This window comes from Pauljensenia sp. C0254C2 (genome assembly GCF_056583835.1).
In genome coordinates this window covers 54067-67587 of sequence record NZ_JBWPJO010000003.1, presented here as the reverse complement: position 1 = coordinate 67587, position 13521 = coordinate 54067, and the positions used below count along the sequence as shown (strand labels likewise).

Sequence of the window (13521 nt, the reverse complement as noted above, 5' to 3'; positions counted from 1 at the left end):
CCTTACTCGTCAGATGATTCATTGCGTGCCATGCGCACGCGAGCTTTTCTATCGGTGAGCAGTGCCGGATGTTGGCCGGCGCTGACGATATCGCTGACGGCGGTCGCTGGATCACCGGACGTTACCAGTGCTTCTCCGACCAGCACAGCATCAGCGCCCCAGTTGGCGTACTGGATGACGTCGTGGCGATCGCGCACACCGGATTCGGCTACAGCGATCACGTCGGGCGGGATGACATCGATCACCTGCTCGACAACAGTTGGATCGACATCCAGGGTGGTCAGGTCGCGTGCGTTCACGCCAATGACGCGCGCTCCGGCATCGAGCGCCCGCAGCACTTCCAGGCGCGAATGCGCCTCGACCAGCGCCGTCATTCCCAGTGATTCCGTTCGTTCCAGCAGCGACACCAACGCCGGCTGTTCAAGTGCGGCAACAATCAGCAGCACAATGTCAGCGCCGTGAGCGCGCGCTTCATGGACCTGATACGGGGTGACAATAAAATCCTTGCGCAGCACAGGGATATCGACTGCTGCGCGCACTGAGTCAAGATCGGACAGTGACCCCGAGAAGCGACGCTGTTCAGTAAGCACCGAGATTGCAGCCGCACCGTTCGCCTCGTAGATGTGGGCCAGTGCTGCCGGATCGTCGATATGCGCCAGCGCGCCCTTCGAGGGCGAGGACCGCTTGACCTCCGCAATCAGCGAGACGGCACCACTGCTGCGCAGTGCTGACACCGCGTTTTTCGCGTCGGCGCAGCGTTGCGCACGCTTCTTGATGTCATCCATCGGCACGCGTGCTTCCCGCTCACGCAGATCTTCCAGCACTCCCGCGATGATCCCATCGAGGACTGTTGCCATCGCTCCTCCTCACCGTTGCCTACTGTGATGCTAACCAAAGTCAGGGTGTTTTCCCCAATTGGCTCACATGATGGGCTCAGTCCAGGTCCCCCGTCAGCTTCGCTGCGGTCAGTACGGATGCCAGTGCCGCGGCCGCTTTATTATGGGTCTCCACATACTCCGTGTGTTCAACCGAATCAGCCACAATTCCAGCTCCCGCCTGCACGCTGGCGCGGCCGTCTTTCAGGCATGCTGTGCGGATCGCGATCGCAAAATCTGTGTCGCCGCCCAGGTCAAAATAGCCGACCACTCCCCCGTACACGCCGCGCGCACACGGTTCGAGCTCGTCGATCAGTTGAATGGCGCGCGTCTTGGGCGCACCTGACAGTGTTCCGGCAGGGAACGTTGCCACCAGACAATCCAGCGCGTCCACCCCCTCGTTCACGATGCCCGTAACGGTGGAGGAAATGTGTTGAATATGGGAGTAGCGCTTGATTTCCATCAGCGTAGACACTTCCACCGATTCAGGCCTGCAGACTCTCGACAGGTCGTTGCGCGCCAGGTCCACCAGCATGGCGTGTTCGGCCAGCTCCTTCGGATCCTTCAGCAGGTCTACGGCCAGGTCGTGGTCCTCGCTCCCGTTCGCTCCGCGTGGGCGTGACCCGGCAATCGGATAGGTCCACACGCGCTGTCCCTGCGTACGCACCAGTGTTTCAGGCGAGGAACCCACCACGTCGAAGTCACCGCCCACGCCATCGGGCAGGCGCAGCAGGTACAGATACGGCGAAGGGTTGAGGGTGCGCAGCACCGAGTACACGTCCAGCGCATCCGCCTGGGTGGACACATCCATGCGTTGCGACAGCACAATCTGGAAAGCGTCGCCTCGCCCGATCGCCTCTTTCGCATCCCTGACGGATTGTTCAAAATCGTCCTGCGGTGTGCGGTGCTGGATCGCCAGATCATCCGACGAGGGGGATGCACTGACCCATACAGCTGGATTCATGCTGGATTCCAGGCGGTGACACATGTCGCCCACTCGACGGCACGCTTCGTCATACGCCCAGTCGACTCGTTCATCGGTACCGTCCATGTTCCACGCATTCGACACCAGCCACAGTGAGCCGTCACTGTGATCGATAGCAGCCACGTCGCGCGCCAAAATGAGCGATGCATCCGGTACGTCCATCTCGCGCGGAGCCGACATCGTGATGCTCGGCTCCCATTCGCGGGCCATTGCCCAGCCAATCGAGCCGACAAAAGCGCCCGTCAAGGGTGGCAGACCTTCGATGGGATCAGCTCGCAGCACCTCGAGAGCCGAGTGCATCACCTCTCGAAATGATCCGGTCTCCATTGCGCCCCTCGGGCACACCCCCTGCCAGGACGTGACGCCATCACGGGTGATCACTGACGAGGCGGAATCCACTCCAATGAATGACCAGCGTCCCCACCTGCCGTCGTGTTCGGCTGATTCAAACAGGTACGTCCCCGGCTTCGAGGCACACAGGTGGCGGTACAGGCCCACCGGTGTAATATCGGGCGCTAGGACTTTCCGTGCCACGGGAATGAGCCGTCGGTTGGCCGCCAGCTCATGGAACTCTTCACGCGATGGCCATATCTGTCCCAGAGGCAGGTCAGTGGCGTGACGTGTCATTGAATTGTTCCTCCCGCTTCAAAACATGAATGTGTCCCCGTATGACACGCAGCACCGATCTGATCGACTTTCATCAACAGGGCATCCCCGTCGCAGTCAATCTGAATGCTCTTGACGTGCTGCACGTGTCCTGACGTGTCGCCTTTGCGCCAGTACTCCTGACGGGAACGTGACCAGTAGGTCGCACGCCTGCTTTCCAGTGTGCGTCGCAGTGCTTCGTCGTCCATCCATGCCAGCATCAGAACTTCGTCAGTGTCGTATTGCTGGACGATGACTGCCACGAGACCTTGCTCATTTCGCTTCAGTCGCTGCGCGATGCGCGGGTCGAGGTTCTCAGCCGACCGTTTCACAGTCGCACCGCGATTCCGGCACGCGCCATCGCATCCTTGACCTGCGTGATCGTCAAGGTACCGAAGTGGAACACTGAGGCAGCCAGAACTGCGTCCGCACCTGCCTGAGCTGCCTGAACGAAATCGTCAGTTGTACCGGCCCCGCCCGAAGCGATCAGAGGAATGGACACTGTGGATCGAATCGCGCCGAGCATTTCCAGGTCGAATCCGCCCTGAACCCCGTCTGCGTCCATCGAGTTCAACAGGATTTCGCCTGCTCCCAGTTCAGCGACCCGGTTTGCCCACTCGACCGCGTCGATGCCGGATGAGCGCGTTCCACCGTGTGTCGTGACTTCGAATCCGGAGGTCGTTGAGACACCCTCGGGCGTGCGCCGTGCGTCCAGGGACAGCACGATGATCTGGTCGCCATAGCGTGAGGCGACCCGTTCGATCAGGCTCGGGTCAGCGATCGCCGCCGTATTGACTGATACTTTGTCGGCTCCGCAGTCCAGAAGGCGTGACACGTCGTCCACACTGCGTACACCGCCACCGACAGTGAGCGGCACAAAAATCTGGCTCGCAGCGGCAGAGACGACATCGAGCATTGTCGAGCGCTGCTCGGTCGAGGCGGATACGTCGAGCAAAGTGATTTCATCAGCGCCCTCGTCGCTGTAGTGACGGGCACGCTCAACAGGATCGCCCGCATCTTTCAAATCTGTGAAGTTGACACCTTTAACGACGCGTCCGGCGTTGACGTCCAAGCATGGAATGATTCGGCAGGTCACTGACATGCTTCCATCGTAGCCATGTGCACGCACTTGGTTGGCACCGGCTCAGGAAGTGGATGACGACGGCGGGTAGGTGGCAAGGATATCGACCAGGACGCACAGCGTATCGTCACCTTCGGCCAGATCAGGAGGAATGGTGATCGCCAGGCGTGAGCCGACTCTTTGATCGACCAGCCCCTGCTGCAGGCCCGGCATGATGGTCGCCATGTCCAACCGTTCCGGCATTCCGTCGTTCCACGTTGATCGACGCTTGTCCGGATTGTTCCACCCCGCAATCACGTATTGCACCAGGACCCGGTCATCGGGCCCGACCTGAGGACCGTCGCCTTTGATATGTGGGGCGATGACGATCTGGCTGGGGGCCTCTCCCGTGTGAGTGACCTTGAAGCCATCTTCTGCGAATTCGACGCTGAATGGCTGGGTTGGTTCGGGATCAATCGGTGTGCCAGTAGCAGTCGAGGAGATCACATCAACGACGTCAATTTCAATGCGTGGCTGCGCAGGGGTCGTTCCGGCAAGTGTCTCCCCGTCCTTATCCGCCGCCGGTGTCAGTGGTCTGACGAACAGGAGGCGCGTCCCTTCGCGAGACCCGATCAGGGCCTGAACCAGCGTGGCATCCAGTTCGTCACTCGTTGCACGCTCCGTAAAGATCGCAGGCTGCCCGTCGGCCGTGATGACTTCCCCCGTGTCTCCGTCAAACGGTGTGATCGCGGCGATCACGGGCGACCCCTCGGTAATTTCCCGTCCTTGCCCCTCGATAATCGTTCTCACGAAAGGTGCCGTCACCGTCAAGGTCCCGTGAATGGACACAGTCGGTATGGCCCCGTGGTTACCGAATACTTCAACCTGATTGCCCACTGACTGTGTGTCATCAGCGCTTTGCACCACGTCAGGTGAGCTGCGGCGCCCCAGGGTCCACCACCCGACCATGATGAGGACGACGACCACCAGCACAGTCACTGTGGCAACCGTTCTGCGCGAAGACAGTGTCATGTGATCACGCCGGCAAGTCAGGCGCCGACTGGTTAATGTGCTCGATCAGCGCATCCACTCGCGCATCCTCGTTCGAGAGCGGGTCATTGAGTGTCAGTGGGGTGGCTGAAATATCTCCGAGCCGCACGTGCACCCAGTCGACCGACAGATCCCGGCGCGCGTCCTGTGCTGCACCGATGATCCGGCCGCGCAGGGACGCCCTCGTTGTGGCAGGAGGCGTGGTGACTGCGCCTGACACCTGGTCGGCTGCGATCAGCCGGCGCATCAATCCGCCGCCTTCCATGCGGTCACGCAGGCCTGTCGCCGTGATGTCGTGGTAGCTGAGCTCCAGGCGCGCCACGCGCGTGTCGGACAGCGGCACTGAGCGGCGTTCACAGTACTGGCGCAGCAGGCGGCGCTTGATTGCCACATCCAGTTCGGTCTCGACGCCGGACCAGTCTCCTGATTCGATCGCATCCAGTCCACGCTTCCACAGGTCCAGAACGTAGGTGTGCATGGGATCGAGGGCGCTGGTGTCCGTGTGGTCGAGGATCCTGCGCCGGATTTCCCGCTGGATTGCCACAGGTGACATGGATGTTCCCGAGGCCAATGGGATAGGTGCCTGTCCCGTCAGGTCCGCGTTGATGGAGCGAATAGCCGACATGGGATCGGCCAGCGCCAGGTCTGCCAGCTTCACACCATCTTCGACCGCGCTCAGCAGCAGCTCGGTTGCCCCGACCTTCAGGGCGGTTGTCGGCTCGGACACGTTCGTATCCCCCACGATCACATGCATACGCCGGTAGGAGCCTGAATCTGCCAGTGGTTCGTCGCGCGTGTTGATGATTGGGCGCGAACGAGTGGTTGCTGCCGAAACTGCGTCCCACATCTGGTCTGCACGTTGGGAAAAGACGTACGTGCTGCGTCCTGAAATGGTGCGGATATGTCCAGCTCCGACGACGATTTGTCGGGTGATGAAGAATGCGACGAGGGCGTCCGCGACTTCTCTGAAGTCACGTCGGCGGTGCAGCAGATAGTTCTCGTGGCAGCCGTAGGAGTTTCCCTGGGAGTCCACGTTGTTGCGAAACAGGTGGAGTCGGGCTGGGACGCCCTCGGACTCGAGCTGCTCGTCTGCGCGAGAGGCGAGGTCAGCCAGTAGAAGGTCACCTGCACGATTTTGGGCCAGGAGGTCCTCCAGCAGGTCGCATTCGGCTGTCGCATATTCAGGGTGTGAGCCGACGTCGAGGTACAGGCGCCCGCCGTTGCGCAGGAACAGGTTCGAAGAACGTCCCTGGTCAATGAGCGGGGCGAACAGGTACCGCGCCGCCTGATCCGCATCCACTGGTGAGGGCGCGGAGGTGGTGGAAGCTGCGGTCAGCCCGTATTCCGTTTCGATTCCGACGACTCGGCGCCTCACTTTATTGGCCGCCCTTCTGCACGAAGCCCTGAACGAAGCTTTGCGCGTTTTCTTCCAGGACGGTGTCGATGTCATCCAGCAGGTCATCGAGGGAATCGGTGTTCGCCTGAACCTGCCCGGCCTGGGCGTCGTCCTCGTCGAGCGGGTCTGAGTGAGGTGAATGTGTGTGTGACTGAACCATGGATGCTCCTTAGACAAGGTCAGAGATGTCGGTTGTGGTATCAGATGCGTCAGGCAGTGAGATGCGGACCAGGCGGTTGTGTTCGGGGTCGTCGACTACCACTGATGTCCATGATGCCCGAACGACGTTCGGTATCGAGGCAACAGCGTGTCCGCGTACTCTGGCGCGGGTTGACTGCGGCGGCGTATCGGCCGCACGGATCACGTCGTCAGGTGTGAAGAGTCTGCGGACTCGTCCCGCACGGTCGAGGCGGTTCACCAGGGAGCGTTCTTCTCGCAGGTCCGCCCATTGCAGATCCATTGCCGCCAGACGTGGGTCGGCCCAGTCGGTGTTCAGCCGCTCACGCTGGCGATCGAAAAGCTGGTATTTTGCCACCCATTCAACGTCGCTGGCCACCGAGAACATGTCGGTGCGCAGACCGTCCAGGACTCGCTGCCAGGTGTCAAGCAGGTCGCGTGTGTCCTCATCCGGATTCTGGCCAGTCTCGTCGAGTGTTTCGAGCACCAGATCCAGGTAGATCTGCTGAATATCAACGGCATTCAGTGCGCGTCCGGCAGCGATCGGAACTTTGTGGCTCAGCGTCGGGTCGTGACTGACGTTCCATGTTTCCTGCACCGGATCGTCAATGCTCAGTCCATCCCAGTGCATCGACGTGCCCTGTTCAATGGCCCACAGGACAATCGAGGTCGTCCCCATCTTGAGGTAGGCCGAGATGTCGAAGAGGCTGGCATCGCCTCCGATGACATGCAGGCGACGGAACCGTGCGGGATTGGCATGAGGTTCGTCGCGCGTATTGATGATCGGGCGATTGAAAGTGGTTTCCAGGCCGACCTCGTTTTCCACGAAGTCAGCGCGCTGCGAGAGCTGGAAGCCGGGAGCCTGTGACTTTTGACCCAGCCCGACCCGACCCGAACCACAGGTGACGGGGCGCGTCACCATGAATGGGATGAGGCCGCGGATCAGGTCATCCAGATCAACTGAACGCTCCACCTGGTAGTTCTCATGAGTGCCGTAGGCCGCACCTTTACCGTCGGTATTGTTCTTGACCAGGACGAGCGGCACCTCCGAGCTGGCATCGATATGTGCCATGATTCGGCGCGCAATCTCATCACCGGCCCTGTCCCACAGCACTGCTTCGCGCGGTGACGAGGTTTCAGGTGCGGAATACTCCGGATGTGCGTGGTCGACGTACAGGCGCGCACCGTTGGTCAGCACCGCCACCGTCGGAGTTGGCAGTGCGCGCTCACTGTCACTGGGGCGTTCCAACGCTTCCACGCCCCCTGACGGTGCCAGGTGGTAGGGATCATCGGTCAACAGTGACGGGTCGGCTGCGGCACGGGACAGGCGCATACCGCGCAGATCATTGAGCGGGTCCTCACCCGTGTAATCCCATCCAACAGGGTCGCCCTCGCGTGACAGCTGTCCGCCTGCAGCGATTGCCTGCGTGGACAGTGCGACCGCATTTGCCCACGGGTTGCCTGGCTGATAGACACCGAATTCTGTTTCGGTGCCCATGATGCGGTGGACGCTCATTGTGGATCTCCTTGAATGGGGGTCACGGATTGAATATCATCACGCACTCCCACGGTGCGTGCCCAGTCCACTGGCGAAGACGTAGCAGCCAGCTCCATTGATTCGCGCATCTCTTCTTCCACGCCGCGCAGCACGTGTTCCTGGCTCAGCCCCTGCTCGCTCCCGCCAAGCGTGGCGCGGATAGCGTGTTTCTTGGCTCGCTCCACGCTCGAGGCGATCAATGCGCCTGAAACGATGTCACTCAGGTACAGCGTCGTCTGCGCGCCTGAGGTCAGCGTCGCGTGGAACAGTGCAGTGGACTGATCGCGTGCATACAGACGCTCCACGGCGGCGTCGATCATCTGATTGAGGGCCTCCTCGTGGCTCCCATAGCGGGAAATCTCGCTCGCTGCAATCGGGACGTGCGTGGTCAGATACTTCGTGAAGATATCGCGCGCGCCCGTCCGGTCGGGTCGGTCGATGCGTATACGCACGTCGAGGCGTCCGGGCCGCAGTACAGCAGGGTCGATCATGTCGGCTCGGTTGGATGCGCCAATGATGATGACATTGTCGAGGGCTTCCACTCCGTCCATTTCAGCCAGAAGCTGCGGGACAATCATGGTTTCCACGTCAGAGGAGATACCTGCGCCGCGCGTGCGGAACAGAGCTTCCATCTCATCGAAGAACACGACAACAGGGATCCCGGTTGCCGCCAGTGCACGAGCACGGGAGAGAATTGCCCGAATCTGGCGCTCTGTCTCCCCTACGAATTTGTTGAGCAGTTCGGGGCCCTTGATAGACAGGAAGTGGCCGCGCACGCCTGATTCGGTCTGCGACAAGGCGTTTGCCACTGCTTTGGCAATGAGTGTTTTACCCGAACCTGGCGGCCCGTACAGCAGGATGCCTTTGGGCGGGCGCAAGCCGTAATCGCGGTAGAGCTGCGGGTGACGCAGCGGCATCTCGATCGAGTCACGCACACTGGCCAGCTGCTGATCCAGTCCGCCGATGTCGTCGTAGGTGACGTCCGGGACCTGCGGGGTGAGCAGCTGCTCGACATCCGAGCGGGTGACGCGTTCGATGGCCTGACCGGCGCGCAGATTCGCCATGACGGAATCGCCTGCCCGTACGCTTCCGTGCCGCAGTGGTCCGGCCAGCGTCAGAACCTGTTCCGCGCCGCCTTCCAGGGACACCAGTACGCGATCGGCGCCCAGTACTTCCAGCACCGATGTCAGTGTCCCGGTGCGCTCGAAGTGGTCCACACCCACCACGACCATGTTCTCGTTGAGGCGTACCAGCTGTCCGACGGCCACCGTTGACAGGTCAACACTGGAGTCAACGGTCAGGCGCATGTGTTTGGTGCCCACCATCGCATCGATCTGACGCGCGGCGGTATCGACCGCAAGAACTGAGACGAGTGTGTGTGGAGGCTGCTGAGAGCGGTGGATTTTCTCGTTGAGTTGGACAAGCTGTCCGCGGGCCGTCGACAGGGCACGTGAGAGGCGTTCGTTCTTCTCTTCCAAAGAAGCGACAGATCGCCGCAACGCGTCAACGGTCTGTTGGTCGGCAGACGTGCTCACTCGTACCCTCCTCGCGAGTCAGTTTTAGTGGTCATTCAACACTATGACGATCAGTGGGATTCCTCCAGATCCTTCCGAACCGTGGTCTGTAATGTTTCTCCCACCCAATGTTCGCTGCGCGCAGTTGCGTCACGACGCACTCGCCGTACTTTCTTGTCACTGGGCACTCGCTGCCCGATTGACGAGGGTGTCCACCCATCCTCGTCGTCCCACATTCCACCCTGTCCTTCAGCAGCCGGAGCGGGGCGGCGTTGGGCGGTTTGCGGACGGGTGTGCGGTGCCAACAGACGCGTGGTGACCAGAAAGCCGGTATGGGCCACCATGCGGTGTTCGGGACGCACAGCCAGCCCTTCGAGATGCCACTCACGCTGCATCGTTTCCCACGCCACTGGCTCTGTGAATCGTTCGCATGCGCGGATGTCTTCGACCAGACGGGACATCTGGGTCACTGTGGCGACGTAGCACGTCAATACTCCTCCGTAGTTCAATGCGTGTTCCACGGCTTGAAGGTTCTCCCACGGGGCCAGCATGTCGAAGACGATGCGATCCACGCTATGCGCCTCGCATCGATTGAGCACATCAGCCACCTCGCCTACTTCCAGGGTCCACGCGGGGTGGTGAGAGCCGAACCAGAGATCCACATTGGCGCGCGCAATGTCCGCAAAGTCTTCGCGGCGTTCCACTGAGTGGAGGTGGCCGTGTTCGCCTACCGCGTTGAGCAGTGCCAGTGTCAATGCACCTGATCCCACACCTGCTTCCACTACGCGTGCGCCGGGGAAAATGTCCCCCATATGAATGATGGTGCCGGTGTCTTTGGGGTAGATCACCGTTGCGCCGCGCGGCATCGACATGACGTAGTCGCTTTGCAGGGGTCGCAGCACCTGGAATGAGCGTCCTTCAGGCGTGGTGATCACCTGACCGTCGGGCTGACCGATCACGGCGTCGTGATCGAGCCACCCGCGATTGGTTTGGAAGCGTCCGCCCGCCACCAGCGTGATGGTGTGGAATCGTCCCTTTGGGTCGCGTACCTGCACCCGATCGCCTTCGCGCAGTGGCCCGCGCCGGTTTTCCTGACCTAGTTCACTATGAGTACTCATCGCTGGGATTGTATCCACAACCGGAGCAGGCGAGCACGCAGATGCCGGTGCGCGGCGCTACGGTAGGCACATGTCGTCTTCATCATCGTCTGAACAGTGGGCGCCCGCACTGTCGGTGTCGCGCGCCCGCGATTTCATGAAATGCCCTCTCAAGTTCCGCCTGTTGGTTGTGGATCGCATTCCCTCGCCCGCCACACGTGCCACGGCGATGGGCACCCTCGTACACGCTGTCCTCGAGCATCTCTTCGACGTGCCGCAGCACGATCGCACCCCTGAGCATGCTCAGGAACTGGTTGCCCCGCAATGGGAAGTGCTACGCAGCAACGATCATACAGTGATGAATCTGTTCGATTCTGAAGAGGATTTGCAGTCATGGATGCGTGACGTGCGAACCGTCATCGAGCAGTACTTCCATATCGAGGATCCACGGTGGCTTGAACCGGTTGGACGTGAAGAACTGATCACTGTGGTGATGCCGGAAGGCATTCGTCTGCGCGGATTCATCGACCGCATCGATCAGGCTCCCACAGGCCAGCTGCGCGTTGTGGACTACAAGACTGGCAAGGCACCCAGTCCACGTTTCCAGGACGAAGCTCTCTACCAGATGCGCTTCTACGCATTACTGCTTCAGCTCACTCGTGAGCTTCCGGCCCGCACGCAGTTGGTGTACATCAAGTCCGGTCAGGTCCTCACCTTGGACCCCACCGACGCCGACATGGTGGACATTCGCGCCGATGTGGCACAGCTGTGGGAGCGCATCGAAAGTGCGGCTCGCCAGCGTCGTTTTGTTCCGACAAAAAACCCGCTGTGCAACTGGTGCCACGTGCAGTCCATGTGCCCCATCTTTGGCGGTCAGGTGCCCGATATTCCTGAAGAAGGCATCGAGCGTGTACTGTCCATGCGTGCGAGTCAGTAAGTCACCCTCGTCAGGCTGCGACTCCCCCGGGCGTCAGGACGCCGGTCAGCAGCAGGATCGCGACGAGGGCGGCCAGACCCAGGCGGTACACGACGAAGGGGCTGAACGAGCGGGTGGAGATCAATTTGAGGAACCACATGATCACCACGTATCCCACGCCGAAAGCGATGAGCGTGGCCAGGATCGTCGGCCCGACCGCAACAATGTCACCACCGCCGATCACCTTGGCCATCTTGTAGAACCCCGATGCGAAGACGGCGGGCATGGCCAACAGGAATGAGTAGCGCGCTGCTGCTTCTCTCGTGTAGCCCAGCGCGCGCCCCATCGTGATGGTGCCACCTGAACGGGAGACGCCGGGAATGAGAGCCATCGCCTGAGCAAAGCCGTAAGCAATGGCATCGCGCCAGCTCATGCGATCAAGGGTGAGTTCCCTGCGCCCCAAGCGATCAGCCGCGCCGAGCAGCAGACCGAAGAAAACAAGCATGGCCACCGTGATCCACAGGTTACGGAATGATGTGTCGATCCAATCTTCGAGCAGCAGTCCAAGGATTCCGATCGGCAGGGATCCGACGATGATCATCCACCCCATGCGCGCATCGGGATCGGCACCGCTGACGCGCTTGGCGGGGCCGACTACGGGAAGGGAACGCGCCCATTTCGACACGATCCTCACGATGTCTTTCCAGAAGAACACCAGCACTGCAGCTTCAGTTCCGATCTGCGTGATCGCGGTGAAGGCAGCTCCCGGATCTGCCTGTCCGATCAGCTCTCCCACAATGCGCAGGTGAGCAGATGAGGAAATAGGAAGAAACTCCGTGAGGCCCTGAACCAGCCCCAGGATGATTGCATCAAGCCAACTCATGAGGCCTACTGTACGGGCACCACGCCGATTCCCCTACCGCGCCACCCGGTCACCACCACACTACGGTTACAGTATGCGCACTCGTTTTTGCGGCCGTTCGGGCCTGAGCGTCTCTGATGTTGGACTCGGCACACTCACGTGGGGCCGCGACACCGATGAGCACGAAGCTGAAGACATGCTGCGCCATTTTGTCGATGCCGGTGGGAACCTGATCGAAATTGCACCAACGCACGGAGACGGCGCGGCGGTGGACGTCCTCGGGTCGCTCATCAGCACAGTCAGTCGCAATCAGCTCGTGATCGCACTTCGAGGGGGCGCACACCTGGATGCGTCCACTAAGTGGCGTGCCAGTGCGGCGCGCGGCGACATGCTCGCCAGTCTGGACGATGCGCTGGCCCGGTGGCACACCGATTTCGTTGACCTGTGGCTCGCGGAGTTCACGCCGCACATTCCGGTCGACGAAACACTGTCCGCGCTGGAGGTCGCCTGGCGTTCGGGTCGTGCGCGCTACGTAGGGATCGCTCACGCGTCGGCGTGGACGGCGGCATCAGCATCGACGAGGGCGGCCCTGGCGGGGATGCCTGTGGTTGCGTTGGAAGATGCCTGGTCACTGCTGGATCGCGGCCTCGAGTCTCAGGTGTTTGCACCGGCACGCTCAGCCGGGATGGGAATCCTGGCGCATTCGCCACTGGCGTGCGGCGTCCTGACCGGGAAGTATCGCCATGCCACTCCCCCAGATTCACGCGCCGCGTCACCGCACTTGCGTTATACCGTTGAACGCTACCTGGATCCTGCTTTGTCTGGCACGGTCAACGCCCTCGAACGCGCTGCTCAGGGGCTTGATCGCACGAGTATGGATGTGGCGTTGGCATGGGTGCGTGACGCTGAGGGTGTGGCAAGCGCGATCGTCGGTCCGCGCACGGTCCGACAGCTCGATCAGCTGCTCGAATGTCAGGATCCACTTCCTGAGCAGATCCGAACGGTACTCAGCGAAGTATCTGATCCGCGCGTAGATTAGTCGTCCTCGTCGTTATCGTCGTCCAGGTCGATCTGGTCGTACTCGTCATCGTCGAAGCCGTCGAAGCTGTCATCGTCATCATCTTCGTCGTCGCCGTCGTCCTCATAGTCGTCATCATCGTCGTCGTCATCATCTTCATCCAGAATGTCGAACGGCAGTTCAGCGTCGAATCGTGTGAAGAGAACGTCGTCGTAGGTGAAGAACGCATCACGGAGGCGTTCTTCTGCCTGCGAAATGACGGCATCCGACGCGGCTGTGCCGCCCTGGACGACATCAAAGTGGTGCTCAAATGCTGCGATGAGTAAGTTCAGCGCGTCGCGAGGATCTTGTGTCATGCTCCCAGCCTACCTGTTCACGCCTAAATTGAC

At 61.0% G+C, this 13521-nt stretch carries 14 protein-coding genes; 2 read left to right on the top strand and 12 right to left on the bottom strand.

Features of this window, described 5'->3' with window-relative positions; translation table 11 throughout:
• Positions 1–2 precede the first annotated feature (2 nt).
• The 10 genes from trpC to AC1DA5_RS03220 form a co-directional block, all read right to left on the bottom strand.
• Entirely contained in the window at positions 3–857 is an 855-nt protein-coding gene (gene trpC / locus AC1DA5_RS03265; RefSeq protein ID WP_058236637.1) for an indole-3-glycerol phosphate synthase TrpC, read from the bottom strand.
• Positions 858–933: 76 nt separating this feature from the next.
• Complete coding sequence (locus tag AC1DA5_RS03260) at positions 934–2487, bottom strand: chorismate-binding protein (protein ID WP_480289206.1); 1554 nt, start codon at positions 2485–2487, stop codon at positions 934–936.
• Positions 2484–2837, bottom strand: a complete 354-nt coding sequence (gene hisI / locus AC1DA5_RS03255) for a phosphoribosyl-AMP cyclohydrolase (protein WP_092648551.1) — start codon at positions 2835–2837, stop codon at positions 2484–2486. The genes AC1DA5_RS03260 and hisI overlap by 4 nt, the downstream gene beginning before the upstream one ends.
• On the bottom strand, positions 2834–3607 hold the full coding sequence (gene hisF, locus AC1DA5_RS03250; RefSeq protein WP_092648550.1) for an imidazole glycerol phosphate synthase subunit HisF: 774 nt from the start codon (positions 3605–3607) through the stop codon (positions 2834–2836). Before hisF ends, hisI begins: the two co-directional genes overlap by 4 nt.
• Before the next feature lie 42 nt (positions 3608–3649).
• Positions 3650–4597: an FKBP-type peptidyl-prolyl cis-trans isomerase gene (locus AC1DA5_RS03245; RefSeq protein ID WP_480289203.1), complete on the bottom strand. Its 948-nt coding sequence runs from the start codon at positions 4595–4597 to the stop codon at positions 3650–3652.
• A 4-nt stretch (positions 4598–4601) separates the two neighbouring features.
• A complete protein-coding gene (gene pafA / locus AC1DA5_RS03240; RefSeq protein WP_480289202.1) occupies positions 4602–5990 on the bottom strand; it encodes a Pup--protein ligase in 1389 nt (462 codons plus the stop codon).
• Between the two features lies 1 nt (position 5991).
• The gene (locus AC1DA5_RS03235; RefSeq protein WP_058236631.1) at positions 5992–6171 is read right to left on the bottom strand and encodes a ubiquitin-like protein Pup; all 180 of its coding nucleotides are present in this window, start codon (positions 6169–6171) and stop codon (positions 5992–5994) included.
• Positions 6172–6180: 9 nt separating this feature from the next.
• Complete coding sequence (gene dop, locus AC1DA5_RS03230; protein WP_480289199.1) at positions 6181–7704, bottom strand: depupylase/deamidase Dop; 1524 nt, start codon at positions 7702–7704, stop codon at positions 6181–6183.
• Positions 7701–9260, bottom strand: coding sequence for a proteasome ATPase (arc, locus tag AC1DA5_RS03225; RefSeq protein ID WP_480289198.1), 1560 nt, complete (start codon positions 9258–9260; stop codon positions 7701–7703). The genes dop and arc overlap by 4 nt, the downstream gene beginning before the upstream one ends.
• A 50-nt stretch (positions 9261–9310) precedes the next feature.
• Complete coding sequence (locus tag AC1DA5_RS03220; protein WP_070726657.1) at positions 9311–10357, bottom strand: tRNA (adenine-N1)-methyltransferase; 1047 nt, start codon at positions 10355–10357, stop codon at positions 9311–9313.
• Positions 10358–10427: 70 nt separating this feature from the next.
• Between AC1DA5_RS03220 and AC1DA5_RS03215 the strand changes: the two genes are divergently transcribed.
• Complete coding sequence (locus tag AC1DA5_RS03215) at positions 10428–11273, top strand: RecB family exonuclease (RefSeq protein WP_480289196.1); 846 nt, start codon at positions 10428–10430, stop codon at positions 11271–11273.
• Positions 11274–11283: 10 nt separating this feature from the next.
• Here the strand turns inward: AC1DA5_RS03215 and AC1DA5_RS03210 are convergent, their stop codons facing one another.
• Positions 11284–12135, bottom strand: a complete 852-nt coding sequence (locus AC1DA5_RS03210; RefSeq protein ID WP_070726652.1) for an undecaprenyl-diphosphate phosphatase — start codon at positions 12133–12135, stop codon at positions 11284–11286.
• A gap of 73 nt (positions 12136–12208) precedes the next feature.
• Between AC1DA5_RS03210 and AC1DA5_RS03205 the strand changes: the two genes are divergently transcribed.
• Complete coding sequence (locus tag AC1DA5_RS03205) at positions 12209–13153, top strand: aldo/keto reductase (protein ID WP_058236625.1); 945 nt, start codon at positions 12209–12211, stop codon at positions 13151–13153.
• Here the strand turns inward: AC1DA5_RS03205 and AC1DA5_RS03200 are convergent.
• Entirely contained in the window at positions 13150–13488 is a 339-nt protein-coding gene (locus AC1DA5_RS03200; RefSeq protein ID WP_070726651.1) for a DNA primase, read from the bottom strand. The two genes, AC1DA5_RS03205 and AC1DA5_RS03200, sit on opposite strands and share 4 nt — an antisense overlap.
• Positions 13489–13521 lie beyond the last annotated feature (33 nt).

Excerpts from the sequence above, each read along its gene's own strand:
- AC1DA5_RS03210 (WP_070726652.1), bottom strand. The coding sequence starts at position 12,135 with ATGAGTTGGCTTGATGCAATCATCCTGGGGCTGGTTCAGGGCCTCACG.
- AC1DA5_RS03245 (WP_480289203.1), bottom strand. The coding sequence starts at position 4,597 with ATGACACTGTCTTCGCGCAGAACGGTTGCCACAGTGACTGTGCTGGTG.
- trpC (WP_058236637.1), bottom strand. The coding sequence starts at position 857 with ATGGCAACAGTCCTCGATGGGATCATCGCGGGAGTGCTGGAAGATCTG.
- AC1DA5_RS03215 (WP_480289196.1), top strand. The coding sequence starts at position 10,428 with ATGTCGTCTTCATCATCGTCTGAACAGTGGGCGCCCGCACTGTCGGTG.
- hisF (WP_092648550.1), bottom strand. The coding sequence starts at position 3,607 with ATGTCAGTGACCTGCCGAATCATTCCATGCTTGGACGTCAACGCCGGA.
- AC1DA5_RS03235 (WP_058236631.1), bottom strand. The coding sequence starts at position 6,171 with ATGGTTCAGTCACACACACATTCACCTCACTCAGACCCGCTCGACGAG.
- AC1DA5_RS03205 (WP_058236625.1), top strand. The coding sequence starts at position 12,209 with ATGCGCACTCGTTTTTGCGGCCGTTCGGGCCTGAGCGTCTCTGATGTT.
- dop (WP_480289199.1), bottom strand. The coding sequence starts at position 7,704 with ATGAGCGTCCACCGCATCATGGGCACCGAAACAGAATTCGGTGTCTAT.
- AC1DA5_RS03220 (WP_070726657.1), bottom strand. The coding sequence starts at position 10,357 with ATGAGTACTCATAGTGAACTAGGTCAGGAAAACCGGCGCGGGCCACTG.
- AC1DA5_RS03200 (WP_070726651.1), bottom strand. The coding sequence starts at position 13,488 with ATGACACAAGATCCTCGCGACGCGCTGAACTTACTCATCGCAGCATTT.
- AC1DA5_RS03260 (WP_480289206.1), bottom strand. The coding sequence starts at position 2,487 with ATGACACGTCACGCCACTGACCTGCCTCTGGGACAGATATGGCCATCG.